This window comes from Roseovarius tolerans, assembly GCF_028885395.1.
Classification (GTDB): Bacteria; Pseudomonadota; Alphaproteobacteria; order Rhodobacterales; family Rhodobacteraceae; genus Roseovarius; species Roseovarius tolerans.
The window spans coordinates 2,694,985-2,717,663 of sequence record NZ_CP118494.1 but is presented as its reverse complement, the minus strand read 5'-3'; the positions used below and the strand labels follow the sequence as shown (position 1 = coordinate 2,717,663).

The following is a 22,679-nucleotide window of genomic DNA, read 5'->3' as shown; positions in this document are numbered from 1 at the left end:
TTCTGTCAATAACGCAGGAAAGCTGCGGACATTATTGGGAGGAGAAATACATGAAAATCGGTAACTCCCAAGCACCCCCGCGGTAGGGGTTATTGTCAGTTTCGGGGTGAGTCCAATTTGCCATTCGGCGCGTGAAGTTTTCGTTCCGGGCTGAATTCCGTGGCGCCGGGTCGATTTCTCTGAATCAGTGGTGGCATGGATCGGCTTACCACCCTTGAACAACAACTCGCCACGGCTCTGCGCAGGATCACTGAGCTTGAAGCCGCGTTGGCGACCATGGCGGAAGAAAACGCGGATCTGCGCCGACAGTTGGCCAAGAACAGCAACAATAGCAGCAAGCCCCCTTCGAGTGATGGCCTGAAGAAACCGTCACCGCGCAGCCTGCGTGGCAAGTCCGGCAAGAAAAGCGGCGGCCAGGTTGGCCACCGGGGCAACACCCTGCGCCAGACGCCAACACCCGATTTTGTCGAACGGCATGAAGCGACGCGTTGTGGCGCGTGTCAACGCGCCCTGACGGCGGAGATGACGAAGGGGATGGAGAAGCGTCAGGTGTTCGACCTGCCCGCGCCGCGCCTGGAGGTCACCGAGCATCAGGCGGCGGTTTATTGTTGCGACCATTGTCGAGCCATGACGACGGCTGGCTTTCCCGATGGCGTGAACGCGCATGTGCAATACGGCACGCGCATGCGGGCGGCGGCGGTCTATTGCAATGTTCAGCAGCTGATACCCGAGGATCGGGTCTGCCTGCTCCTGCGCGACCTGTTTGGGGCCACCAGCCTGTGCGCAGCCAGCGTGACCAACTGGGTGAACCGCGCGGCGCACACCTTGGGTGGCGTGGTCGAGCACATTCTTGCCCGCCTCACCAAAGGCGGCGTTCGGCATCTGGACGAGACCGGACTTCGTGTTGCCGGCAAGCTGCACTGGCTGCACTCGATCTGCGATACCGCCTTCACGCATTACCGCATCGACACCAGGCGCGGTGCCGTTCCAACCTTCCTGACCGGCGGGACGATCGTTCATGATCACTGGAAACCCTACTACGCCCATATGAGTGGGGTCGACGCCCACGCCCTCTGCGGGGCGCATCACTTGCGCGAACTCAAGGCCATCGAAGAGATCGAAAAGGAGCCGTGGGCGAGAGAGGTGAGCGCGGTGCTCAACCGCGCCAATCAGCTCAGGTGCGAGGCTCAGCACCGAGGCGAGACCGAACTTCCGGAACCGGTTCGCCAGGGTATCGTCACCAGATACATGGCGATCCTCGCCGAAGGGCTCGCCTTCCACGAACGTCAGCCCCCACTGGCCAAAAGCCCCGGCACCCGCGGCCGACAAGCCAGGCGGCCAGGCCATAACCTGCTCATCCGCCTGCGTGACTACCGCGACGACGTCCTGCGGTTCCTCGCCGACTTCGCAGTCCCCTTCACCAACAACCAGGCTGAACAGGACCTGCGCATGATGAAGCTGCGCATGAAAATCTCGGGCACCTTCCGCACAGTTGAGGGTGCGCAGGTCTTCGCCGACATCAGGTCCGTCATCTCGACGGCCAGAAAACACGGGCTCAATGTCCTCGACACCCTGACCCTGTCACCATCTCAGATCATCGCTCGGCTCTGAAGGCAGCCCCCCGCACAACCTTATCGGAGAGGGTGCTTGGGAGTTACGAAAATCGTATCCAAACTGGCCACTGCCGTTGCAGCATTAACCATCGCGACTGCCGCCTATGCAGAAAACCCGATGGTTGGCGGCGCGCCGATGTTCGAGACGAAAAACATCGTGGAAAACGCCGTGAACTCGGCCGACCACACGACGCTCGTTGCCGCGGTCAAGGCCGCGGGGCTGGTCGAAACCCTGCAAGGCCCCGGACCATTCACGGTCTTTGCGCCGGTCAACGACGCGTTCGCGGCCCTGCCGGACGGCACCGTCGACACGCTCTTGAAGCCCGAAAACAAGGACATGCTCACCAAGGTGCTGACCGCGCACGTGGTTGCGGGTGACTGGTCCGCCGCCGAGATCGCACGCCAGGCGCGCGCTTCGTCCGATGGCTTTTATCACTTCAATGCGGTGTCGGGCGACGCCCTGTCGGCCCAAGTCAGGGGAAACAACATCTTCATCTACGACGAAAGCGGCAACGCGGGCCGCGTGACCATCGCGGATGTCGATCAGTCAAACGGCGTGATCCACGTCGTCGATACGGTCCTCGTTCCGAAATAGGTCGAGCAGAACCGCCTGGGCGGGCCGACGCCCCCCGCTGGTCCGTCCGGGCATTTTTCGAAGAGGTGAAACCATGAAACGCAGAGCATTTCTCTTGATGACGGGAGCCGCCTTGATGGCACGGCCTCTCCACGCCTCAACATGCGGTTTCGAGATTTGCCGCACCGAAGCGGAGTGGCGCGACCGCCTGAGCGAGAACGAATACCTGGTGCTGCGCGAGGAAGAAACCGAGCGGCCATACACTAGCCCACTCAATGAAGAAACGCGCACTGGGACATACCATTGTCGTGGGTGCGACCTCCCGGTTTATGTCTCGGACTCGAAATACGACAGTGGAACCGGCTGGCCGAGCTTTTATGAAAGCCTGCCGGATGCTGTTAGGACTAAAGAAGACAGGAAACTTCTCTTTCAGGTCCGGACCGAGGTGCATTGCCGCCGATGTGGCAGCCACTTGGGCCATATCTTCGATGACGGACCGGAGCCGACGGGCAAACGTCATTGCCTGAATGGTCTCAGCCTGACCTTCGTTCCAGGCGAATGACCAATAGATTTGAATGGGTCGCCGGGCGGTATCTCTTGGCGATACTTTTTCTTGCCGGGGCCGTGCAGAAGACAATTGACCCAGGTCCTGCGCAGGCGCTTCTGGCGGGTTCTGGATTGCCCGAGTTGTTGATCTGGCCCGCCCTGGCGTTCAACGCGTTGGCTGCCGGGCTTCTTATCGCGGGCAGGTTCCTGAAATCCCTGGGACGTTTGCTGGCGGCTTATTGCCTGCTGACTAGCGCCTTTCATTTCATTCCATCGGACCCATGGCAGATGTCGATCATGATCAAGAACTGGGCGGTGGCGGGCGGGTGCCTGATCTTGTCGGCATCGTTGGAAAATAGCACTTGAGCACAGGACCAAAAGCTTATGGTCAAAACGGTGATTTGGGCAATCTCGTAGGCTGCGACTCAATAACTGGACGCTCATCCGCCGCGCAGCGTCTGGTGCAGATGGGCTCGAGCCAGACCCTAGCTGTGCCATGCACGATGGTCAGCGTCCCAGACACGATCATCGTTTGCGAGCAATAGACCTAACGTTCCTGTGGCGGCAAGTCTCGGAGCTTTACGCTTAATGCATCAACCTGATCACGCGTCCACTTTGAATGTTTTCGAACTGTGCTGGCGGTTGATTCCTCAAGCCAAGCTTGGGCTGATCACGATGGGCACTCTGTGGGCGAATTGGTCGTTGTGCAAAGCCCCCGCCGCATGTTGCACACACGTTGTGTAGGATCTTTTCCAAACATTCGGCACAATAGGTGCATATGCGCGACAGTTGAAGTCCATCAAAAAGGGTTTCAAGGCCGCTGTGGTTGATGCAGGGCTGCGCGATGTCTCTCCGCGTGTGCTGCGCCACACGGCTGCTGTCCACATGGCTGAAGCATGTGTGACGATGGACGAGATCGCCCAGTATCTTGGGCATTCAGACTCGCGTATCACGGCCTCCATTTACGCGCGTTACAGTCCGGAACATCTCCGCAAGGCGGCCAGTGCACTGGAGTTCGGATAGCGTGCAGGTTCGACGAACCTTGGAGCACTGTCTTTAAAACATCAAAGGCCCCGTGAGGGGCCTTGTTTCATTGGTCGGAGTGAGAGGATTCGAACCTCCGGCCCCTGCCTCCCGAAGACAGTGCTCTACCAAGCTGAGCTACACTCCGACCGTGAGACAGGCGATTATACGTCGTGGCGGGGCTTTGCAAGCGGGATTTCCGGGGTCTTGCACAGTGCGGGCGCGGGCGGTGTGCCCGCGCCCGTTTTCACGTGGTTCAGAGGCTCGCGTCGAGGGCGGCGACGACGGCGTCGCCCATCTCGCTGGTGGAGACGGGGGTGGCCCCCTCCTCGCCCAGAAGGTCGGCGGTGCGCAGCCCGTCGGCCAGAACCTGCTCGACCGCCTTTTCCACGCGCGTCGCGTCTTCGCCCATGTCGAAGGAATAGCGCAGCGCCATGGCGAAGCTGAGGATGCAGGCGATCGGGTTGGCCTTGCCCTGACCGGCGATGTCGGGGGCGGAGCCGTGGACCGGCTCGTAAAGCGCCTTGGGGCGGCCATTGGCCATCGGCGCGCCGAGTGAGGCCGAGGGCAGCATGCCGAGGCTGCCGGTCAGCATCGCGGCGGCGTCTGACAGCAGGTCACCGAAGAGGTTGTCGGTCACGATCACGTCGAACTGCTTGGGCCAGCGGCAGAGCTGCATGGCGCCTGCATCGGCATACATGTGGCTGAGCTCGACATCCGGGTAATCGGTGTCATGCACGCGCTGCACCACCTCGCGCCAGAGCACGCCGGATTCCATCACGTTGGCCTTTTCCATCGAACAGACGCGGTTCGATCGCTTGCGCGCCAGCTCGAACGCCGAGCGCGCGACGCGGTCAATTTCGCTTTCGGTATAACGCTGGGTGTTGATGCCGACGCGCTCATTGCCCTCCTGGATGATGCCGCGCGGCTCTCCGAAATAGATGCCGGAGGTGAGTTCGCGCACGATCATGATGTCGAGGCCGGCGACCACATCCTTTTTCAGCGAGGAGAAATCCGCCAGCGCGTCGAAGCACTGTGCCGGGCGCAGGTTGGCGAAAAGGTCCATTTCCTTGCGCAGGCGCAGGAGGCCGCGCTCGGGCTTTACGCTGAAGTCGAGGTCGTCGTATTTGGGCCCGCCGACGGCGCCGAGCAGGACGGCATCGACCTCTTGCGCCTTTGCCATGGTGTCATCGTGCAGCGGCGTGCCGTGCGCGTCATAGGCGCAGCCGCCGACGAGATCCTCGCTCACATCGAAGGTGACCCCGCGTTTGTCGCCGAACCAGCCGATGATCTTGGTGACTTCGGCCATGACTTCGGGGCCGATCCCGTCACCGGGCAGGATGAGAAGCGAAGGGTTGCTCATGGGCGTTGGTCCTTGGTTATGGCTTTGAATGATGCAGGGGGCCTATAGCCAAGGCGTGGCGGGGTCAAGAAAGCGCATGCTCAGGGCAGTGTCAGGGCAGTGTCAGATCGACCCAGACGAGCCGGTGACGGCTGGCGGTGGCGCTGTCCTCGGGCCAGTGGATGCCTGTGCCGGTGACGCGCAGGTCGCGCGATGGCAGGATGTAGGAGACGCGCAAGCTGCCGGGGCCGGGGTCTGGCCAGTCGACCGTGTGCAGGCGCGGATCGCCGGATTTGTCGGGCGTGGGTGCGACCGGGCCGGGGCGCATCGGACGCGGGTCGTGCAGGCGCGGATCGGCGAGCAGGGCGCGGATTGCGCCCTGCCGTCCGTCGCTGTTATCCGGGTCGAGATTGGCGTCGCCCATCAGCACGAAGCGCGCCTGCGAGGGCGGGCCGAAGGCCCCGTCGAGAAACACCTGCCAGAAGCGGATTTCGTCGTGGTTGCGGCGTCCGTTGGCGTCCTCGTGCCCGTCGAAGACCGGCGGCGTGGCGTGAAAGGCGAGGAGATGAAGCGGCCCCGAGGGCAGCATCAGTGGCACCACCCAATGGCCGGTATAGGAGAGCCGCTGCACCGCCTGCGTCTCGGGGGAGGGGAAGGCGGTGCCATCGTCATGCGTTGGTAGCAGCGCGCCGGGGAGGTCGCGCCACAGCAGGTCGCTGAAATTGCGCACGGCGTCGTGGTCGATGGGCAGGCGCGACAGGAGCGCCATGCCGCCCTGACCGGAGAACGCGCCGTAGCCCTGCGCGTCGCGCGCGTCGCAGCAGCGCCCGTTGCCGTCCATGTCGTGCCCGGTATGCATGCCGCTATTGGGGCGCAGGGCAAGGATGTGCGGATAGTGCGGCCCGTCCTGTGCCAGCCGGTCGCGCAGGGCGCGCAGCGCGTGCAGGTCATGGTCATGATCGACCTCCTGCAGGAGCAGGATGTCGGGGGAGAGGGCCGCGATCACCGCGGCGATGGCGGTGATCTGCGGGTCGTCCTCGCGCAGGATATCGCGGAGCAGAAGGCCGGGGCCCCTGCGTTCCAATTCGACATTCCAGGTGGCGAGGCGCAGGCTGTCGGCGGTGGCGGGGCAGCCAAGGCAGAGCAGCGCGAGGCAGAGCGCGATCAGGCGCGTTGCAGCCCGTTGCCCCCGAGATCGTCGGCGGCATAGGCGCGGCGGCGCTTGTCCTCGATCATGTCGGCGATGCGGCTCATCGCGATGCCGCGGATCAACATGCTGGCAGGAAGAAAGGCCCATGCTGTCATCGTCCAGATCAGGGTTTGCGGATGCGCGATCGAGATCGGATCGATCAGGCTCGAGGCCGCGCTCACGGCGGCCGGGATCAAGAATGGCAGCAAAGATCCTAACACAACGTTAAGACCGGCATCCCGGCGCAGCCGGTGCAGCACATCGCCGCCGCCCGTGGGATCGAAAAGCGGCAGGTTGATCCAGACGTTGAAGGCCCCCGACCTGGCGGGCCAGCCCAGCAGACGCACCAGCGTGAGAAAGACCAGGATCATCCCCAGCGACACGGTATAGGCCACGCCCGCTGCCATGCGCACGGTCTCGATCAGGGCCGCATCGGCATCGGCGGGCATCATCAGCACGACAAGGCGCACCGGGGAATAGGGGAAATCCACCGCTTCGCCCAATCCGTGGGCGAAATGCGTGATCAGAACGGTCCAGACCGTCGGATCGCTCTGGCCGCGCAGGATCAGCGACAGGGTGATGAGGATCAGCGCGAGCGAGAAGAACTTGATCCGGTTGAACGGCGGCGCAAAGCGGAACTCTATGATGCTGGGATATTCGCCGTAATATTCGATGAAGGTCATGAACCCGGCGATGAAGGACAACACGATCACGATCTGCGCCGTGTCAGGTGGTGTGGACGGCATCAGAAGGGCCGGTGTCGCCACCAGCAATGAGATCAGTATGGCCCGCGCGAGCGCGCCGCGGATTTGTGAGAACAATGCCCGTTCCCTTTCAACTTGGTCGGTCGCGATGCGTCGCCGCGTCCCTGGTCCAACTTGATCCCGCATATTATGGCGGGGTGCCTCATTTCCGCCCAATTTTTGCCTACTTTCGCAGTTGATCACAAGACTTTGGTGAATCAGACGAAAGATATTGGGCGAATTGAAGGAGTGACTGGTGCAGGATTACATCATAGTTACGTCAACTTTGCGGCATAACCTCATGTAACCACTCCATCTTGTGGTCCGGGCGGAGTGAGGCACAAGGGCGCTGACCAATGAAAAACGCCGCGAGCGGTGTCGCGGCGTTTTTGATGTTTGCGATATCCGGGGCTCAGACCCAGGGGCGTGCTTGTGCCGCGCGCGCCTCAAAGGCGTCGATGGCGTCGGCCTTGGCCAGCGTCAGGCCGATATCGTCCAGTCCTTCCAGCAGGCAATGCTTCTTGAACGCGTCCACCTCGAAGGCGAACACTTCGCCGTCCGAGGTTGAGACGGTCTGCGCCTCGAGATCGACCTCGATGCGGGCATTGGCCCCCTTTTCGGCCTCTTTCATCAGCACATCGATGTGCTCCTGCGGCAGGGCAATTGGCAGGATGCCGTTCTTGAAGCAATTGTTGTAGAAGATGTCGGCATAGGACGGTGCGATGACGCAGCGGATGCCGAAATCCTTGATCGCCCAGGGGGCGTGCTCGCGGCTGGAGCCGCAGCCGAAATTATCGCCCGCGACGAGGATCTGCGCGTCGCGATATTGCGGCTTGTTGAGCACGAAATCGGGGATCTCGTTGCCGTCATCGTCATAGCGCATCTCGTCGAAGAGGTTGATGCCCAGTCCCGACCGCTTGATCGTCTTGAGGAACTGCTTGGGGATGATCATGTCGGTATCGACATTGATCAGCGGCAGGGGCGCGGCGATGCCGCTGAGTTTTTCGAACTTTTCCATCACATCATCTCCCGAACATCTGTGAGCCGACCGGTCACCGCCGCCGCCGCCGCCATGGCGGGGCTCATCAGGTGGGTGCGGCCGCCGCGGCCCTGACGGCCCTCGAAGTTGCGGTTCGAGGTGGCCGCGCAACGCTCGCCGGGGCTGAGTTGATCGGGGTTCATGGCGAGGCACATGGAACAGCCCGCAAGGCGCCATTCAAAGCCTGCCTCCTTGAAGATGTCGGCGAGCCCCTCTTCCTCGGCCTGGGCGCGCACGAGGCCGGAGCCCGGCACGATCATGGCGCGTTTCACCGCGATCTTCTTGCCTTTCAGGATCTCGGCGGCGGCGCGCAGGTCTTCGATGCGGCCATTGGTGCAGGAGCCGATGAAGACGGTGTCGATCTCGACCTCGCTCAGTTTCTGCCCGGGCTTGAGACCCATGTAGTCCAGCGCGCGCTTGACGGCATCGACCTTGCCACCGGCGAAGGTCGACGGGTCCGGCACCTCGGCGGTGATCGGCAGCACGTCTTCGGGGCTGGTGCCCCAAGTCACGACGGGGGCGATTTCCTCGCCCTTGAGGGTCACGACCTTGTCCCAATGCGCGTCATCGTCGGAATAGAGCGTTTTCCACCAGTTGAGCGCGGCCTCCCATTGCGCGCCCTTGGGGGCGTGCGGGCGGCCCTGCACATAGGCAAAGGTCTTGTCGTCCGGGGCGATCAGACCGGCGCGCGCGCCACCCTCGATCGCCATGTTGCAGACCGTCATGCGGCCCTCCATGCTGAGGTCGCGGATCGCCTCGCCGCAATACTCGATCACGTAGCCGGTGCCGCCTGCGGTGCCGGTGGCCCCAATGACCGAAAGCGTGATGTCCTTGGCGGTGACGCCGGGGGCCAGCTTGCCGGTGATCTCGACCTTCATGTTCTTCGATTTGGTCTGGATCAGCGTCTGGGTGGCCAGCACATGCTCGACCTCCGAGGTGCCGATGCCGTGCGCGAGCGCGCCAAATGCCCCATGCGTGGCGGTGTGGCTGTCGCCGCAGACCACGGTCATGCCCGGCAAGGTCCAGCCCTGTTCGGGGCCGACGATATGCACGATGCCCTGGCGGACATCGTTGACCGGGTAATAGTGAATGCCGAAATCCTCGGCGTTCTTGTCGAGTGCCTCGACCTGGATGCGGCTTTCGGGGTTCTCGATCCCATGCACCCGGTCGGGGGTGGTGGGCACGTTGTGATCGGGCACGGCGATGGTCTTGTCGGGCGCGCGCACGGTGCGGTTTGCCATGCGCAGCCCCTCGAAGGCCTGCGGGCTGGTGACCTCGTGCACGAGGTGACGGTCGATATAAAGAAGGCAGGTGCCGTCCTCGGCCTCGTGGGCGAGATGGGCATCCCAGATTTTGTCATAGAGTGTCTTGGGGGACATGCGTCCTCTCCCGTTTTGCTGGTGGCTACTTCAGATATGACGGTTGCGCGCGCGGCTCAGGCCCGCGCGGTTATGCTGCACATCGCCCCGAAAAACCGCCAGGGCAGGCGGGCGCGATCATCCATGTCGAAAATCCGTGTCATGCACCGCAGATACAGCGCCGTGGCGGCTCTATCAAGAGGGCGCGCCATGCAAAACGGAGGCACGGCCGCGCCCCCGTTTCATCTTGCCCGAAATATTCCGGGGGAGTCGCCCATCGGGCGGCGGGGGCAGCGCCCCCATGCCCCGCCCGGTCTCAGGGTGCGTCGGCAATTTCACCGGTCAGGGTGAAGAGCCGCTTGGGCCCGCCCGCCGGTTCGATCTTGAGATGACCGACACCGCGCAGGCCTGCGAATTGGCCGGTGCCGTTGACCAGCTCCCAAAAGCCGTCGTCATGCAGCACGGGCTTGTCCTCGCCCTTCATGAACACGGCGCGTACGGTGAACTTGATGATCGCCACATCGCCGTTCTCAGCCGTGAAGCGCAGATAGCCCTGCGGGTCACCGGCCTGGGGCGGGTTGATGTCATGCCAGCCGAATTCGGTGACATTGGCCCCGGCGAGCACGCCGTCGCCTTCCGAGACGCCCTCGCGGCGCACGGCGAGCACGAAATGTTTCGATCCGTCGCCCATCTCGAAGCGCATCTGTTCCTGCGGGTCCAGAACCGTGCTGACCGCGACCGGGGCGGCGAGGGCGGGGCCCGTCATCATCAGGGCGGCGGCACATGCGGCAAGGTATTTGGTGAAAGTCATTTTGCATCTCTCCTGCAACTCATCCAGTGCCGGACCACAGGGGGCGGGACCGGCTGGCGGGAAAGTCACATGCCACATGTAACCACTCAACGAGTCTTTGGTTTTAGACGGTCAAATATACGTGCATATATCGTGATCTGCGCATGTGTGCGGGTCAGTCGGGCGCGAGCATGTAGCCCTCGCCGCGCACGGTTTGCAGGTAGCGCGGTTGTTTGGGATCGGATTCGATCTTGCGGCGCAGGCGGGTGATCTGCACATCGACGGCGCGTTCCTGTGCCTGACCGCCATCGCGGCCCAAATCCTCGACAAGTCGCGCCCGGCTGACCGCCTGACGCAGGTTTTCGGCAAAGATCCGCATCAGTTGCACCTCGGTCGCGGTCAGGCGGATGGGCGTGCCCGCGCGGCTGAGTTCGGCGCGCTCGATATCGTAGCGCACCGGCCCCATCTGTACGATCTTGGGCTGGGTCGGTTCGGGTTCCGGCTCGGGCATGCGGCGCAGGATGGCGTTGATCCGCAGCAGCAGTTCCTTGGGCTCGAACGGTTTCGGCAGGTAGTCGTCCGCCCCGGCCTCCAGCCCCTCGATGCGGTCGGGGGTTTCGCCGCGCGCGGTCAGCAGCAGGATCGGCGTGTCATGGGTTTCGCGGATCGCGCGGGTCAGTTCCACGCCGCTTTCGCCGGGCATCATCACGTCCATCACCAGCAGGTCGAAGTCGAGCCCGACGAGAAGGCGGCGCGCGTGGGCCGCGTCGCGGGCGACCGACACGAGAAACCCGTTGCGGATGAGGAATTTGCGCAGGAGGTCGCGGATACGCTCGTCATCGTCGATGATAAGGAGGTGCGGCGCTGGCTCGCTCATGTGTCACTCTCCCGTATGGCGTGATAGCGGCGGCGCATGTCCGGGTCCATCATCGCCTCGAGCACGCGGCGAAAGCCCGCAACCGATTGCGGACCGGCGGCGCGATAGGCGGCGCGCATGCGCGCGCGCTGCGCATCCGACAGCTTGCGTTCGAGGGCTGCCCCGTCCTCGGTCAGGTAGAGGTGACGTTCGCGCTTGTCGGTGGTGCCGACGCGGCTCTCCACCAGACCGTCCTCGATCAGGGTGCGCAGGACGCGGTTGAGCGACTGTTTGGTCACGCCGAGGGTGGCGAGCAGGTTGTTGACCGTGGTGCCGGGGCTGCGGGCGATGAAGTGGACCGCGCGGTGATGCGCCCGGCCATAGGCCATGGTGGCGAGGATGCGATCCGGGTCGGCGGTAAAGCCCTGATAGGCAAAGAACATCGCCTCGATCCCCTGACGCAACTGTTCGTCGGTCAGGAAAAGCAGGTTCTCGCCGCCCTGTAATTCGGCCATGCCACCGCTCCGTTCACAAATCACGCGCCTCGGCTTCATATTAAGTCAGCTTTATTGACATTCCAAGGGCAAACTGGTAGCGAATCGCAGATTTCGCGCAATTTTATGTCCGAAGTGGACGTATTGGGCGCAACAAATGCAAAAGATGCGCAAAGGAGACGGAAGATGTCTGGCTACGGTGATCGCGATGGCAAGATCTGGATGGATGGCAAGCTGGTCGAGTGGCGCGATGCCAATGTGCATATCCTGACCCATGCGCTGCATTACGCAAGTTCGGTCTTCGAGGGCGAGCGCTGCTATGACGGCAAGGTGTTCAAGAGCCGCGCGCATTCCGAACGGCTGCTGAAATCGGGCGAGCTGATGGATATGCCGATCCCCTACACGGTGGACGAGATCGAGGCCGCCAAGCGCGAGGTGCTGGAGGCCAACGGGCTGAGCAATGCCTATCTGCGGGTGCTGGCGTTTCGCGGCGCGGGCGAGGACATGGGTGTCGCCGCCGCGCGCAACCCGATCCGCATGGCGGTGACGGCGTGGGAATGGGGCAGCTATTACGGCGATGCCAAGACCAAGGGCGCGAAGCTCGATATCGCCAAGTGGAAGCGCCCGAGCCCCGAGACGATCCCGGTCGCGGCCAAGGCGGCGGGGCTCTACATGATCTGCACCATGTCCAAGCACGCCGCCGAGGCCAAGGGCTGTTCCGACGCAATGTTCCTCGATTATCGCGGCTACGTGGCCGAGGCGACGGGGGCCAACATCTTTTTCGTCAAGGACGGCGAGGTGCATACGCCGCTGGCCGACGCGATCCTGAACGGGCTGACCCGGCAGACGGTGATCGGCATGCTCAAGGATCGTCAGGTCAAGGTGCATGAGCGGCACATCATGCCCGAAGAACTGGAGGGGTTCGAGCAGTGCTGGCTGACCGGGTCTGCCGCCGAGGTGACGCCGGTTGGGCAGATCGGGGATTACAGTTTCGAGGTGGGTGCGATGACGCGCGACATCTCGGAGGCTTACGAGGCGCTGGTGCGCGCCTGACCTTTTGCACCGGAACGCGAGCAGGGCCGTCCGGCGATCCGCCGGGCGGTTTTCGCGTGTCTCGGGGCGGCGATTCGGGGGTGTCCGGGGCATGGTGGGCCGTGCGAGGCAAAGTGATCCTCTGGTGGCGCTTTACTTAAACGTGTCGAAATTGTGGCCTGTTGCGGGTCAGTGCGTCTGGCGTTTGCGCGAGGCGGCTGTGGTGCGACGGGTGCGGCACGGGTGTTCTCGCTTGCGCAACAATAGATTTGGTCGGTGCGGCTGTTTTGCGGGAGGTCGAGCACTTTTCCGCCGTTGGCCCTCGTCAATCTCACGGTTTCGTGAATTTTGTTTCCCATGCAGCAACAGTGCGGCAGCGTTTGCTGCGCGAGTCCGCATAGACCGTGCATGGATGCGGGCAGCGGTCGTGGTGAGAATGCGGCGAAACCTTGATCCGATGTCGCGAGAAACTCTGCTCGAAATATGGTGATTTTCTGGCGCGGCGCGCCCGGGCGAAAGCCCGTGATGATCTCGATTCAGAGGGGGCGTGCAACCAGTGCGTGTAAAATATAGCTCTTCTTGACTTGGCTCGCAGCAGGCGTCATCCTGATTAAGTCTCCTCGGAGCCTATAAAAATTCGTTTGCCGGGATGTGGGGGCATCAATGCGGCAAGGGTATTTGGCGAAGGAGTGACGTTACGTCATATGCGCTCGGATGCGGAATACGTGTGTTCTTGCATCGCCCGAATGTAGCGCGGTTATTGCCACAATTCGGGCTTGATTGAGACAGGTGCGCCGGGCTCTCCGGCGTATCGGGAGACGGGGGGCTGAACTCTCCATCTTCGGTGAGTAACGGTTCGGGGACGTGACGAGTGCGGAAATCAAGTGCTTCTGGGGAGAAGCTGCCATGCCTTTTGATATTATGTGGGCCAGTACGCGCCCAAATGCCGGAAACTTCAGTGATCGTATCCCGATCCCGCCAAGGGGCCGCCTGCTCTATGCGGATCGTCTGAAGCGGATTCTGGACATCGCCATCGTGCTTCTTGCGGCGCCGCCGGCGTTGCTGACGGTGGGTGTGCTGTGCCTGTTGATCATGCGCGACGGCAAGTCGCCGTTCTTCGTGCAGCAGCGCGTCGGGCGGCATGGCCGCATCTTTCGCATGCTCAAGCTGCGCAGCATGGTTGTCGATGCAGAGGCGCGTTTGCAATCCTATCTGGAGGCCAACCCCGCGCGGCGCGCGGAGTGGAAGGTGAACCAGAAACTGCGCCATGATCCGCGGATCACCCGGATCGGTCGGATCATCCGAAAATCCTCTCTTGATGAGCTGCCGCAGCTTTGGAATGTGCTGATCGGGGATATGTCGATCGTCGGCCCGCGGCCGATGATGCCCTCGCAGAAGGCGCTCTATCCCGGTGTGGCCTATTACGCGATGCGCCCGGGGATCACCGGGTTCTGGCAGATTTCGGTGCGCAACGAGAGCAGCTTTGCCGAGCGCGCGCAGTTCGACGCGCAGTATTTCCGGGACCTCTCATTCGCGACAGACCTGCGGGTGATACTGCGCACATTCAGCGTTGTGTTACGCGGCACCGGTAGCTGAGGCGCGCGCCGCAAGAAGCTGCGCGCGCACCGTTTTTCCCCAGGATTTCCAGTTGAGGCGGGTCGTGTATTCGCGGCGGCTGCTGTGGCGCAGTTTCGCGTAGCCGTCGGGATCATCGACATAGCGCGCGATGCAGGCGGCGAAATCGGCGACCGTGGCCTCGGGGGGCAGGGCGTGACCGTTGACGCCATTGCGCACCGGAACCCCGCCCACGCGCAGGCAGAGCGATGGCAGCCCATGGGCCGAGGCCTCGCAAAAGGCGAAACCATAGGATTCGTAGGACGGCATGACCATGAAATGCGCCGTGTCGAGATGGTGCAGGAGGGTCCGGCGCTCGTCCGGCTTGCCCTTGTCGAGATGCGCATGCACCGTGACATGGGCGTTGCGGTGGTGATCGGGCGGGGTGCATCCGACGACCGTCAGGCGCGCATCGAGACCGCGTGCGCGCAGGGCCTGCATGGTGTCAAACGCGATCGGACCGCCCTTGGCATGCCAGTCGCGCCCCAGCAACAACAGGCGCAGTGGTGCGTCGGCGCTGATCGGCACCGGGGCGGCTGTGCCCGGATCGTCGATATTGGCACCCCATGGCACCAGATGCGAGGCCGTTGGAGAGAGGCCGTAGAGCGCGTCCGCCTCTGATTTCAGCCATGCGCTGGGCCAGAACAAATGATCGCAGCGGCGAAACACCCGCCGTTCGGCGCGCAGGATCAACGGGTCGAGCATGCGCGCGAGCCGCAGGTAAGAGCCGAATTCCTGCCCCACCTCGGAGCGTTTGTAGGCTGTTGGCGTGGCGTCGGAACTGAAGACGCGCAGTATCGGGTAGGGCAGGTTCAGCCCCATCAGCGACTGAAAGCTGTAGGCGCAGAACAGGACGTCATACCGGTCCTCGGCCAATTCGCGCCGTACCCCGCGCGCGATGATCCGCGCTAGGGCCAGATGCGCCCGCCAATCGGCCCGCATGGTGATCCGGTCGGGCATTGCCTCGATCATCGCCCGAACCGGTTGTGCCGCGTGCCAGCCGGAACTGAGCACCGTGACCTCGCCGACGTGATCGCGCAATGCCCCACAGATCCGTTGATTGCCGCCGGAATAGGTGAACCGGTCTTCCGGGGGCTGATCGCAGAGATAGGCGATTTTCAGGGGGCGATCCTGGCCCATATGTCGAGCGATCCTCTTGCTATGGTAACAATCGTCGCTGTGAGGCGGTATTGATGCATCGCACCGGCGAAATCGGTCTTTAGACTGTTGAATTTGTTGATATCAGGCGTCGTTGGAGCATAGACTGTCCCTCAAATCAACCCTGCCGGGGGCGGGCCTCAATCCCATGGGTCGCGCAGGGACGGCTCAACGACGTAAGATCACAGGGGTGCCCGGCGCGTCATGCCCAATGCCTTGGCCTATCTGATGCTGGCGGTCTGGCCGCTTGTCACGCTGGTGATGTTTCGCCGCTGGCCGATCGAGCGTGCGCTGATCTGGTCGCTTCTGGGGGCCTACCTGTTCCTGCCGCCGCCGCCTGCCGCGTTCGATTTTCCGCTGATGCCGCCGCTGACCAAGGAGTCGCTGCCGAGTGTCGCGACCTTTCTGATCTGCCGTGTCGTGTGCGGGCGACGTGCGCCGCTCTTGCCCGAGGGGTGGCTGGCGCGGGGGCTGGTGCTGATCTTCGTGTTCTGCCCGGTGGCCACGGTGCTGACCAACATGGAGCCGGTGTTCTTCGGCTCTGTCGGTCTGCCGGCGCTCGGGCTCAAGGATATGGTGGCGCAGGTGTTGTTGCAGTTCATCCTGCTGTTGCCGTTCCTGATGGCGCGGCAGCATCTGGCAAGCCAGCAGGGCCTGCGTGAACTAGTGATCGCTGTCGTGCTGGGCGGGCTGATCTATTCGCTGCCGATGCTGCTGGAGGTGCGGCTGTCGCCGCAGCTCAACACCTGGGTCTATGGCTATTTCCAGCATGATTTCGGTCAGATGATGCGGCAGGGCGGGTTCCGGCCCATCGTGTTCATGTATCACGGGCTGTGGGTGGCGTTCTTTGCGATGATGGCGATGACCTGTGCCATCGCGCTGGCGCGCGAGGCGGATGCGCGGCGACGGGTGCTGCTGCTGGTTGCGGCGGGGTACATGGGCGTGGTGCTGGTGCTGTGCAAATCGCTGGGCTCGTTGATCTACGGGATTTACCTTGCGCCGCTGGCCTTGTTCCTGCCGACGCGCACGCAGATCCGCATCGCGGGTATCATGGCCGTGGTTGCGGTGGCCTATCCGGTGCTGAAGGGCGCCGGGCTCATCCCTGTCGACTGGATGATGGAACAGGCCGCCAAGGTCAGTGGTGAGCGGGCCGGGTCGCTGGGCTTTCGCTTCGAGAACGAGGATATCCTGATGGAGCGCGCACTGGAAAAGCCGCTTTTCGGCTGGGGCAGCTGGGGGCGCAACCATATCCTCGATCCGGTGAGCGGGGTGATTCAGACCGTGGCCGATGGACGCTGGATCATCGTCATCGGCAGTCTCGGATGGGTCGGCTATCTGGCCGAATTCGGGCTGATCGCGCTGCCGGTGCTGCTGTTGTGGGTCAACGGACGGTATCTGCCCGACGAGGCTTATGTGCGGCTGATCGGCCCGGTTGCGTTGTTGCTGGCGGTCAACATGATCGACATGCTGCCGAATGCGACGCTCACGCCGATCACCTGGCTCTTTGCGGGGGCGGTGCTGGGTCTGGCCGAGGCTGCGCGGCGCGGGGCGCTGGCCCCCGGTGAGCGGACAGCGCCTGCGGCAGGGTCGCGCAGCCTTGGCTGGCGGCCGATCATGTGAGGAGAGGCCGCGCATGAGCAAACCCGGCGTTCTGGCCATTGCCGAGGCGGCCAATCCCGAATGGGTGAGCGTGCCGCTGGTCGGCTGGTCGCTGGCCACGGCCCTGCGCGAGGTGGCCGAGGTGCATATCGTCACACAGGTGCGCAACCGCGAGGCGTTTCTGCGCGCCGGGCTGGTCGAGGGGCGCGATTTCACCGCCATCGATTCCGAGGCGCTGGCGCGGCCGATGTGGAAGCTGGGCGAGCGGCTTCGGATGGGGCAGGGCAAGGGCTGGACGATGGTGCAGGCGATCAACGCCATCAGCTATCCGTGGTTCGAGCATCTGGTCTGGCGGCAATTTGGGGCGCAGATCCGGGCCGGGGCGTATGACATCGTGCATCGCATCACGCCGCTGAGCCCGACGATTTCCTCGTCCCTGGCAGGCAAGTGCGCCCGCGCAGGCGTGCCGTTCCTCCTCGGGCCGCTCAATGGTGGCGTGCCCTGGCCCAAGGGGTTCGACGCCGAGCGGCGGCAGGAACGCGAATTCCTGAGCTACCTGCGCGGAGCCTACAAGGCGCTGCCGGGGCGCGGGGCGACGCTGCGCCATGCGGCGGCGATATTGGCCGGGTCGCGGCACACATTGGGCGAGATGCCAGGATGGGCGCAGGAAAAGGCGGTTTACCTGCCGGAGAATGCGATTGATCCGGCGCGGTTTGCGGGCGGTGGCGCGCCTGCGCCGGAGGGGCCGTTGCGCGCCGGGTTCGTCGGGCGGCTGGTGCCCTATAAGGGGCCGGATATGCTGATCGAGGCGGCGGCCCCGCTGATGCGCGCCGGGCGTTTGCATCTCGATATCGTGGGCGATGGGCCGATGATGGCGGGGTTGCGCGCGCAGGCCGAGGGGCTGGGCGTGGCCGGGGCCGTGACGTTTCACGGCTGGCTGGAGCATGAGCGCGTAAGGGACGTGCTGGGGGCCTGCCACCTCTTCGCCTTCCCCTCGATCCGCGAATTCGGTGGCGGCGTGGTGCTGGAGGCAATGGCGCTGGGCGTGCCGCCGCTGATCGTCGATTATGCCGGGCCAGGGGAATTGGTGGACGCGGCACGCGGCACCAAGGTGCCGATTGGCACGCGGGGTGAGATCATCGCGGGCTTCGCCGCCGCCCTTGAGCGGCTGACGCAGGACCGCGCCGCGCTGGCCGCGACCGGGCAGGCGGGGCGCGATTGGGTGATGGAGCATGCCACATGGGCCGCCAAGGCGCGGCAGGTGCGCGCGGTTTATGACGCGGTGCTGACGGGCGCGCCACTGCCGCAGGTCTTCCCGTCGTGAGCGCCGCAATCGCCTACCGCCCCGAGATCGACGGGCTGCGCGCCATCGCGGTGCTGTCGGTGGTGCTCTATCATTTCGGGCTGCCGGGGATCGCGGGCGGCTTTGTCGGGGTCGACGTGTTCTTCGTCATCTCGGGCTTCCTGATCGGCGGCATTCTCTGGGACGATATCCGCGAGACTGGCCGCATTCGCCTTGCGCGGTTCTATCTGCGGCGCATTCGGCGGCTGGCCCCGGCCTATTTCGCGATGGCGGGGGTGACGCTGGTGCTGGGCTGGTTGATCCTTTTGCCGTTCGAGTTTCGTGAATTCGGCAAGTCGCTGATTGCCGCGACGGTCTATCTGTCCAACATCCATTTCCACCGTCAGGCGGGGTATTTCGACGGGCTGTCGGAGGAAAAGCCGCTGTTGCACACATGGTCGCTGGCGGTGGAGGAGCAGTTCTACATCGTGCTGCCGTTTCTCATGCTGGCGCTGTTGCGCTGGCGGGCATCCGTACCGGTGATCCTCGGGGGGATTGCCGTGCTGTCGCTGGTGGCCTGCATCTGGCTGACGCGGTCGATGCCGCAGGCCACCTTCTACCTTTTTCCGTTCCGCGCGTGGGAATTGCTGGCGGGCGTGCTGCTGGCCATCGCGGGGCGCGAGGGCGGCTGGCGCTACGCGCTGCATCCGGCGCTGTCATGGGGCGGGCTGGCGCTGATCCTCGGCTCGGTGCTGTTTATCCGTGCCGAGGATTTTCCCGGCTGGCAGGCGCTGGGGCCGGTTCTGGGTACGGTGCTGATCCTGTTGAACGGGCGCGAGGCGAACCTGGTCAACCGGGTGCTGGCGCATCCCGGGCCGGTGTTCATCGGGCTGATTTCCTATTCGCTCTACCTGTGGCATTGGCCGGTTTTCGTGCTGTCGTCCTATTGGCGCGGTGGCTATGGCGGGCCGGTTGAGGCGGCGGGGTGGCTGGGCTTGGCGGTCGTGATTTCGGGGCTGTCCTGGCGGTATGTGGAACGGCCCGTGCGGCGCATGCGAGGCGGCACTCGCGTGCTGCTGGGCGGCACGGTGCTGGCCTCTGCCGGGCTGCTGGTCTTGGGGGGGCTGCTGTGGCGCGGTGACGGCTTGCCCGCGCGGTTTCCGCCCGAATATCGCACCCATATCGCCGCCTCCGGCGATTTCAATCAGGACTGGTCGCGCTGCACCGTGCCGGGCAGCGGCGCGCTGGCCGGGGTCGAGACCTGCCCGATTGGCCCCGAGGGTGCGCCGCAGGTTCTGATCTGGGGCGACAGCCATCTGCGGGCGATGAAAGAGGGGCTGGAGGCGGCGGCGTGGCTGGCCGAGCGCCCGGCGCTCATCCTGTGGCATGCCGGGTGCCCGCCGCTCTTCGGGGTGGAAAAGACCGAGAGTGCGGCGACGCCTGCACAGGATGCGGCCTGTACCGAGGCCAATCAGGTGATCCGCGAGGGGCTGGCGCAGATCGAGAGCCTGGAGGTGCTGCTGCTGGTCGGGCGCTGGAGTTACTATGCCGAAGGGCAGGGCGCGGGGCGCGACGCGGATAACCGGATCACGCTTGCGCCATTGCCCGGCAGCCTGCTGCCACAGGGGCCGCAGCATACGCTGTTCAACGCGGCGCTGACGCGAACGCTGGCGGACCTTGGGCCGCAGTTTGCGCGCCTGTATGTTCTGCGCCAGCCGCCGGAGGTGCCGGATTACGACTCGCGCGCCGTGGCGCGGGCGCTGGTGCATGGGCGTGGCGTGGCCGAGGAGGTGCTGCGCGTCCCGCGCGCCGAGGCGGAGGCGCGCGCGGCGCGGGCCGAGGCCCCGCTCCGGGCGCTCGACGCCGCCGGGGTGATCGAGGTGATCGACCCCTGGCCGAGGCTATGTGATGACGTGGCGTGTTCCGTCATGCAGGATGGCGCGGCGCTTTATTTCGACAACAACCACCTGACCAATCGCGGGGCGATCGCGCTGAGCGATCTGTTCGCGCCGGTGTTCGAGGGGGTGGAATGAGCAGCGATATCCGAGACACCCTGTGGGATGTGATCGTGATCGGCGCCGGTATGGGCGGCGGGATCATCGGGCGCAGGCTGGCCGAACGCGGCCTCAAGGTGCTTTTTGTCGAAAAGGGGCCGCAGGGCTATCGCGCCGAGCGGCAGGGGCTCGACCCCGAGATGGGCGACCCGGTGGCGCGGCAGTTGCGCGGCTATTGGCCGGGTCGGGTCCGGGCGCGGATCGACGGGCGCGCGTCGGAGTTTTTCGGCCCCCTCGGCGCGGGGGTGGGCGGATCTTCGGTGTTTTACGCCGCCACGCTGGAGCGGCCCGAGCGGCATGACCTGGAGCCGGTCGAGGGCCGCCCGCACCCGACCGGAGGCTGGCCGGTGGGCTATGACGCGATGCGCGACTGGTACGCTGAGGCCGAGCAACTGCTGCATGTCTGCGGCGCGGCCGATCCGCTCTCGCCTGAGCCGGTTGACCCGTTACGTGAGCCGCCGCCTTTGTCCGGCGTGGACCGGGCCTTGATGCACTCCCTGCGCGGGGCGGGGCTGCATCCTTACCGGCTGCATTCCGCGATCCGGTATCTGGAGGGGTGCGAGGGCTGTCTGGGGCGCAAATGCCCGCGCGCCTGCAAGATGGATGGCCGCTCTGCCGGGGTGGAGCCGGCGCTGGCGACCGGGCGCGCGGCGCTGCTGGACGACTGCGAGGTGCGCAGGCTGTGTGGTGGGGCCGATCACGTCAGCCATATCGAGGTAACGCAGGGCGGCGAGGCGTTCGAGCTGCGCGCACGGCAATTCGTGCTGGCGGGCGGCGCGCTCGGCTCACCGCGGCTGTTGCTGGCCTCGGCATCCGAAGCGTGGCCCGAGGGCTGTGCCAATGGCAGCGGGCTGGTCGGGCGCAACCTGATGTTTCATCTCAACGAGATTTTCGCGCTCTGGCCGCCACGCGGCACGCCGCAGGATGGCCCCGGCAAGGCGATCAGCTTGCGCGATTTCTATCACTGGCAGGGGCAACGCTTTGGCACCGTGCAGGCGATGGGGATCGCGGCGGGCTATGGCGAGATCGTGCATGCGCTGAACGGCATGTTCGACCGCTCGGCGCTGCGCAATCTGCGCGCGCTGCGGCATCTGACGCGCCTGCCTGCGGCGGTGGCGGCGCGGCTTTTGGGGCGGGCGCAGGTTTTTGTCGGGCTGATGGAGGATCTGGGCTATCCTGAGAACCGGGTGACATGGGACGCGCGCGCGCCCGAGGTGATTGACATCGACTATACGCTCAACCCCGAGCTTTTGGCCCGCCGCCGTGCCTTTCGCCGTGCGATCAGGGCGGGGCTGCGCGGGCATCGCGCGTTCTTCCTGACCCATGCGCCGGAGTTGAATTTCGGCCATCCCTGCGGCACGCTGCGGATGGGCGACGACCCAGACACCAGCGTTCTGGATGCCGAGTGCCGGGCGCATGGCATCGGCAACCTCTATGTGGCGGATTCGTCGTTCATGCCGTCCTCGATGGGGGTGAACCCGAGCCTGACCATCGCCGCCAACGCGTTGCGGGTGGCCGAGGTGATGGTGCGACGACGGGAGGGGCAGGAATGACGCTGAAGGACGGTATTGCGGTGGTCACAGGCGCTGGCGGCGGCCTTGGCCGGGCGCTGGCGCTGGACCTGGCGGCGCGGGGGATGCGCGTGGCGGCGTTGGGACGCAGCGCGGGTGGCTTGGAAGAGACCGTTGCGATGGGGCGTGACTGGCAGATCCTGCCGGTGGTGGCGGATGTGTCGGACGAAGGAGCCGTGCGCGCGGGGTTCGCGCAGCTGGCGGAGGCGGGGCCGGTCACGGTGCTGATCAACAATGCCGCCGTTTATCCGCGCCGAGATTTTCTTGACGAGAGCGGCGAAAGCTTTGCCGAGACCGTGGCGATCAATCTGGGCGGCACGGTGAATTGCACGCGCGCCGCACTTGACGGGATGGTCGAGGCCGGGCGGGGCCGGATCGTCAATGTCTCGACCTTTGCCGATATCGCGCCGCTGCCCGCCTCTTCGGCCTATGCGGTCAGCAAGGGCGCGGGGCGCATTTTCAGCCGGGCATTGGTGGCCGATCTGGCGGATCGGTTTCCGGGGATCGTGATCAGCGACTGGATGCCGGGGATGCTGGCCACGCGGATGGGCGTCGCTCAGGGGCTCGACCCGGCACAGGCGGCGCGATGGGGGGCGGCACTGGCGCTCTGGGATGATCCGGCGCTCAATGGTGCGGTCTTCGAGATGGACCGTGAGATCCTGCCGTCACGCGGTTTGAAAGGCCGGATCAAGGATGCGGTGCTGATGCGCAGGCGGCACGCGCGGGTGATCGAGGCGTAGCCGGGGATACACCCCTTTTAGTTTGAGAATGATTTGCAATCTCCTTGACTATTTTGCGAGTC

General features: G+C 64.5%; 22 protein-coding genes and 1 tRNA gene. 12 read left to right on the top strand and 11 right to left on the bottom strand.

The window, feature by feature from the left end; all coding sequences use genetic code 11:
- The first annotated feature begins 195 nt into the window (after positions 1-195).
- From tnpC to PVU19_RS13355, 4 genes are all read left to right on the top strand, one after another.
- On the top strand, positions 196-1,611 hold the full coding sequence (tnpC, locus tag PVU19_RS13370) for an IS66 family transposase (RefSeq protein ID WP_274789764.1): 1,416 nt from the start codon (positions 196-198) through the stop codon (positions 1,609-1,611).
- A 36-nt stretch (positions 1,612-1,647) separates the two neighbouring features.
- Complete coding sequence (locus tag PVU19_RS13365; protein WP_050663947.1) at positions 1,648-2,208, top strand: fasciclin domain-containing protein; 561 nt, start codon at positions 1,648-1,650, stop codon at positions 2,206-2,208.
- Positions 2,209-2,281: 73 nt separating this feature from the next.
- Complete coding sequence (gene msrB / locus PVU19_RS13360; RefSeq protein ID WP_082237874.1) at positions 2,282-2,749, top strand: peptide-methionine (R)-S-oxide reductase MsrB; 468 nt, start codon at positions 2,282-2,284, stop codon at positions 2,747-2,749.
- A gap of 62 nt (positions 2,750-2,811) precedes the next feature.
- The gene (locus PVU19_RS13355; protein WP_235575874.1) at positions 2,812-3,099 is read left to right on the top strand and encodes a DoxX protein; all 288 of its coding nucleotides are present in this window, start codon (positions 2,812-2,814) and stop codon (positions 3,097-3,099) included.
- A 219-nt stretch (positions 3,100-3,318) separates the two neighbouring features.
- Here the strand turns inward: PVU19_RS13355 and PVU19_RS19400 are convergent, their stop codons facing one another.
- Positions 3,319-3,603, bottom strand: coding sequence for a DUF1272 domain-containing protein (locus tag PVU19_RS19400; protein ID WP_420833230.1), 285 nt, complete (start codon positions 3,601-3,603; stop codon positions 3,319-3,321).
- Between PVU19_RS19400 and PVU19_RS13350 the strand changes: the two genes are divergently transcribed.
- Positions 3,523-3,756 (top strand): tyrosine-type recombinase/integrase, encoded by a 234-nt coding sequence (locus tag PVU19_RS13350; protein WP_050663950.1) that lies wholly within the window; start codon positions 3,523-3,525, stop codon positions 3,754-3,756. The two genes, PVU19_RS19400 and PVU19_RS13350, sit on opposite strands and share 81 nt — an antisense overlap.
- Positions 3,757-3,827: 71 nt before the next feature.
- On the opposite strand, the gene PVU19_RS13345 is transcribed toward PVU19_RS13350, so the two are convergent.
- The 9 genes from PVU19_RS13345 to PVU19_RS13305 form a co-directional block, all read right to left on the bottom strand.
- Positions 3,828-3,904, bottom strand: a tRNA-Pro gene (locus PVU19_RS13345).
- 108 nt (positions 3,905-4,012) lie between these two features.
- Positions 4,013-5,119 carry a 3-isopropylmalate dehydrogenase gene (gene leuB, locus PVU19_RS13340; protein WP_050663951.1) on the bottom strand — a complete coding sequence of 369 codons (1,107 nt, stop codon included), beginning with the start codon at positions 5,117-5,119 and terminating at the stop codon, positions 4,013-4,015.
- A 91-nt stretch (positions 5,120-5,210) separates the two neighbouring features.
- Positions 5,211-6,209: an endonuclease/exonuclease/phosphatase family protein gene (locus PVU19_RS13335; protein ID WP_338049938.1), complete on the bottom strand. Its 999-nt coding sequence runs from the start codon at positions 6,207-6,209 to the stop codon at positions 5,211-5,213.
- Between the two features lie 53 nt (positions 6,210-6,262).
- Positions 6,263-7,108: a hypothetical protein gene (locus PVU19_RS13330; protein WP_050663952.1), complete on the bottom strand. Its 846-nt coding sequence runs from the start codon at positions 7,106-7,108 to the stop codon at positions 6,263-6,265.
- A 334-nt stretch (positions 7,109-7,442) separates the two neighbouring features.
- A complete protein-coding gene (gene leuD / locus PVU19_RS13325; RefSeq protein WP_050663953.1) occupies positions 7,443-8,048 on the bottom strand; it encodes a 3-isopropylmalate dehydratase small subunit in 606 nt (201 codons plus the stop codon).
- On the bottom strand, positions 8,048-9,448 hold the full coding sequence (gene leuC / locus PVU19_RS13320) for a 3-isopropylmalate dehydratase large subunit (protein ID WP_050663954.1): 1,401 nt from the start codon (positions 9,446-9,448) through the stop codon (positions 8,048-8,050). The genes leuD and leuC overlap by 1 nt, the downstream gene beginning before the upstream one ends.
- 295 nt (positions 9,449-9,743) lie before the next feature.
- Positions 9,744-10,238: a hypothetical protein gene (locus PVU19_RS13315; RefSeq protein ID WP_200901882.1), complete on the bottom strand. Its 495-nt coding sequence runs from the start codon at positions 10,236-10,238 to the stop codon at positions 9,744-9,746.
- A 154-nt stretch (positions 10,239-10,392) separates the two neighbouring features.
- Complete coding sequence (locus PVU19_RS13310) at positions 10,393-11,094, bottom strand: response regulator (RefSeq protein WP_050663955.1); 702 nt, start codon at positions 11,092-11,094, stop codon at positions 10,393-10,395.
- Positions 11,091-11,588, bottom strand: a complete 498-nt coding sequence (locus tag PVU19_RS13305) for a MarR family winged helix-turn-helix transcriptional regulator (protein ID WP_050663956.1) — start codon at positions 11,586-11,588, stop codon at positions 11,091-11,093. The genes PVU19_RS13310 and PVU19_RS13305 overlap by 4 nt, the downstream gene beginning before the upstream one ends.
- A gap of 165 nt (positions 11,589-11,753) precedes the next feature.
- On the opposite strand from PVU19_RS13305, the gene PVU19_RS13300 reads away from it, so the two are divergent.
- Complete coding sequence (locus PVU19_RS13300) at positions 11,754-12,620, top strand: branched-chain amino acid aminotransferase (RefSeq protein WP_050663957.1); 867 nt, start codon at positions 11,754-11,756, stop codon at positions 12,618-12,620.
- 885 nt (positions 12,621-13,505) lie between these two features.
- Positions 13,506-14,195 carry a sugar transferase gene (locus PVU19_RS13295; protein ID WP_235575876.1) on the top strand — a complete coding sequence of 230 codons (690 nt, stop codon included), beginning with the start codon at positions 13,506-13,508 and terminating at the stop codon, positions 14,193-14,195.
- Here the strand turns inward: PVU19_RS13295 and PVU19_RS13290 are convergent.
- Positions 14,175-15,353 carry a glycosyltransferase family 4 protein gene (locus tag PVU19_RS13290; RefSeq protein ID WP_050663958.1) on the bottom strand — a complete coding sequence of 393 codons (1,179 nt, stop codon included), beginning with the start codon at positions 15,351-15,353 and terminating at the stop codon, positions 14,175-14,177. The two genes, PVU19_RS13295 and PVU19_RS13290, sit on opposite strands and share 21 nt — an antisense overlap.
- A gap of 222 nt (positions 15,354-15,575) precedes the next feature.
- Between PVU19_RS13290 and PVU19_RS13285 the strand changes: the two genes are divergently transcribed.
- Genes PVU19_RS13285 through PVU19_RS13265 form a run of 5 tightly spaced genes read left to right on the top strand, consistent with a single transcriptional unit; the run spans position 15,576 to position 22,617 of the window.
- A complete protein-coding gene (locus PVU19_RS13285; protein WP_050663959.1) occupies positions 15,576-16,991 on the top strand; it encodes a hypothetical protein in 1,416 nt (471 codons plus the stop codon).
- 13 nt (positions 16,992-17,004) lie between these two features.
- Entirely contained in the window at positions 17,005-18,294 is a 1,290-nt protein-coding gene (locus PVU19_RS13280) for a glycosyltransferase family 4 protein (protein WP_050663960.1), read from the top strand.
- On the top strand, positions 18,291-20,285 hold the full coding sequence (locus tag PVU19_RS13275) for an acyltransferase family protein (RefSeq protein WP_050663961.1): 1,995 nt from the start codon (positions 18,291-18,293) through the stop codon (positions 20,283-20,285). The genes PVU19_RS13280 and PVU19_RS13275 overlap by 4 nt, the downstream gene beginning before the upstream one ends.
- Positions 20,282-21,859 carry a GMC oxidoreductase gene (locus tag PVU19_RS13270; RefSeq protein ID WP_050663962.1) on the top strand — a complete coding sequence of 526 codons (1,578 nt, stop codon included), beginning with the start codon at positions 20,282-20,284 and terminating at the stop codon, positions 21,857-21,859. Before PVU19_RS13275 ends, PVU19_RS13270 begins: the two co-directional genes overlap by 4 nt.
- Complete coding sequence (locus PVU19_RS13265) at positions 21,856-22,617, top strand: SDR family oxidoreductase (RefSeq protein WP_050663963.1); 762 nt, start codon at positions 21,856-21,858, stop codon at positions 22,615-22,617. The genes PVU19_RS13270 and PVU19_RS13265 overlap by 4 nt, the downstream gene beginning before the upstream one ends.
- The last annotated feature ends 62 nt before the right edge of the window (positions 22,618-22,679 follow it).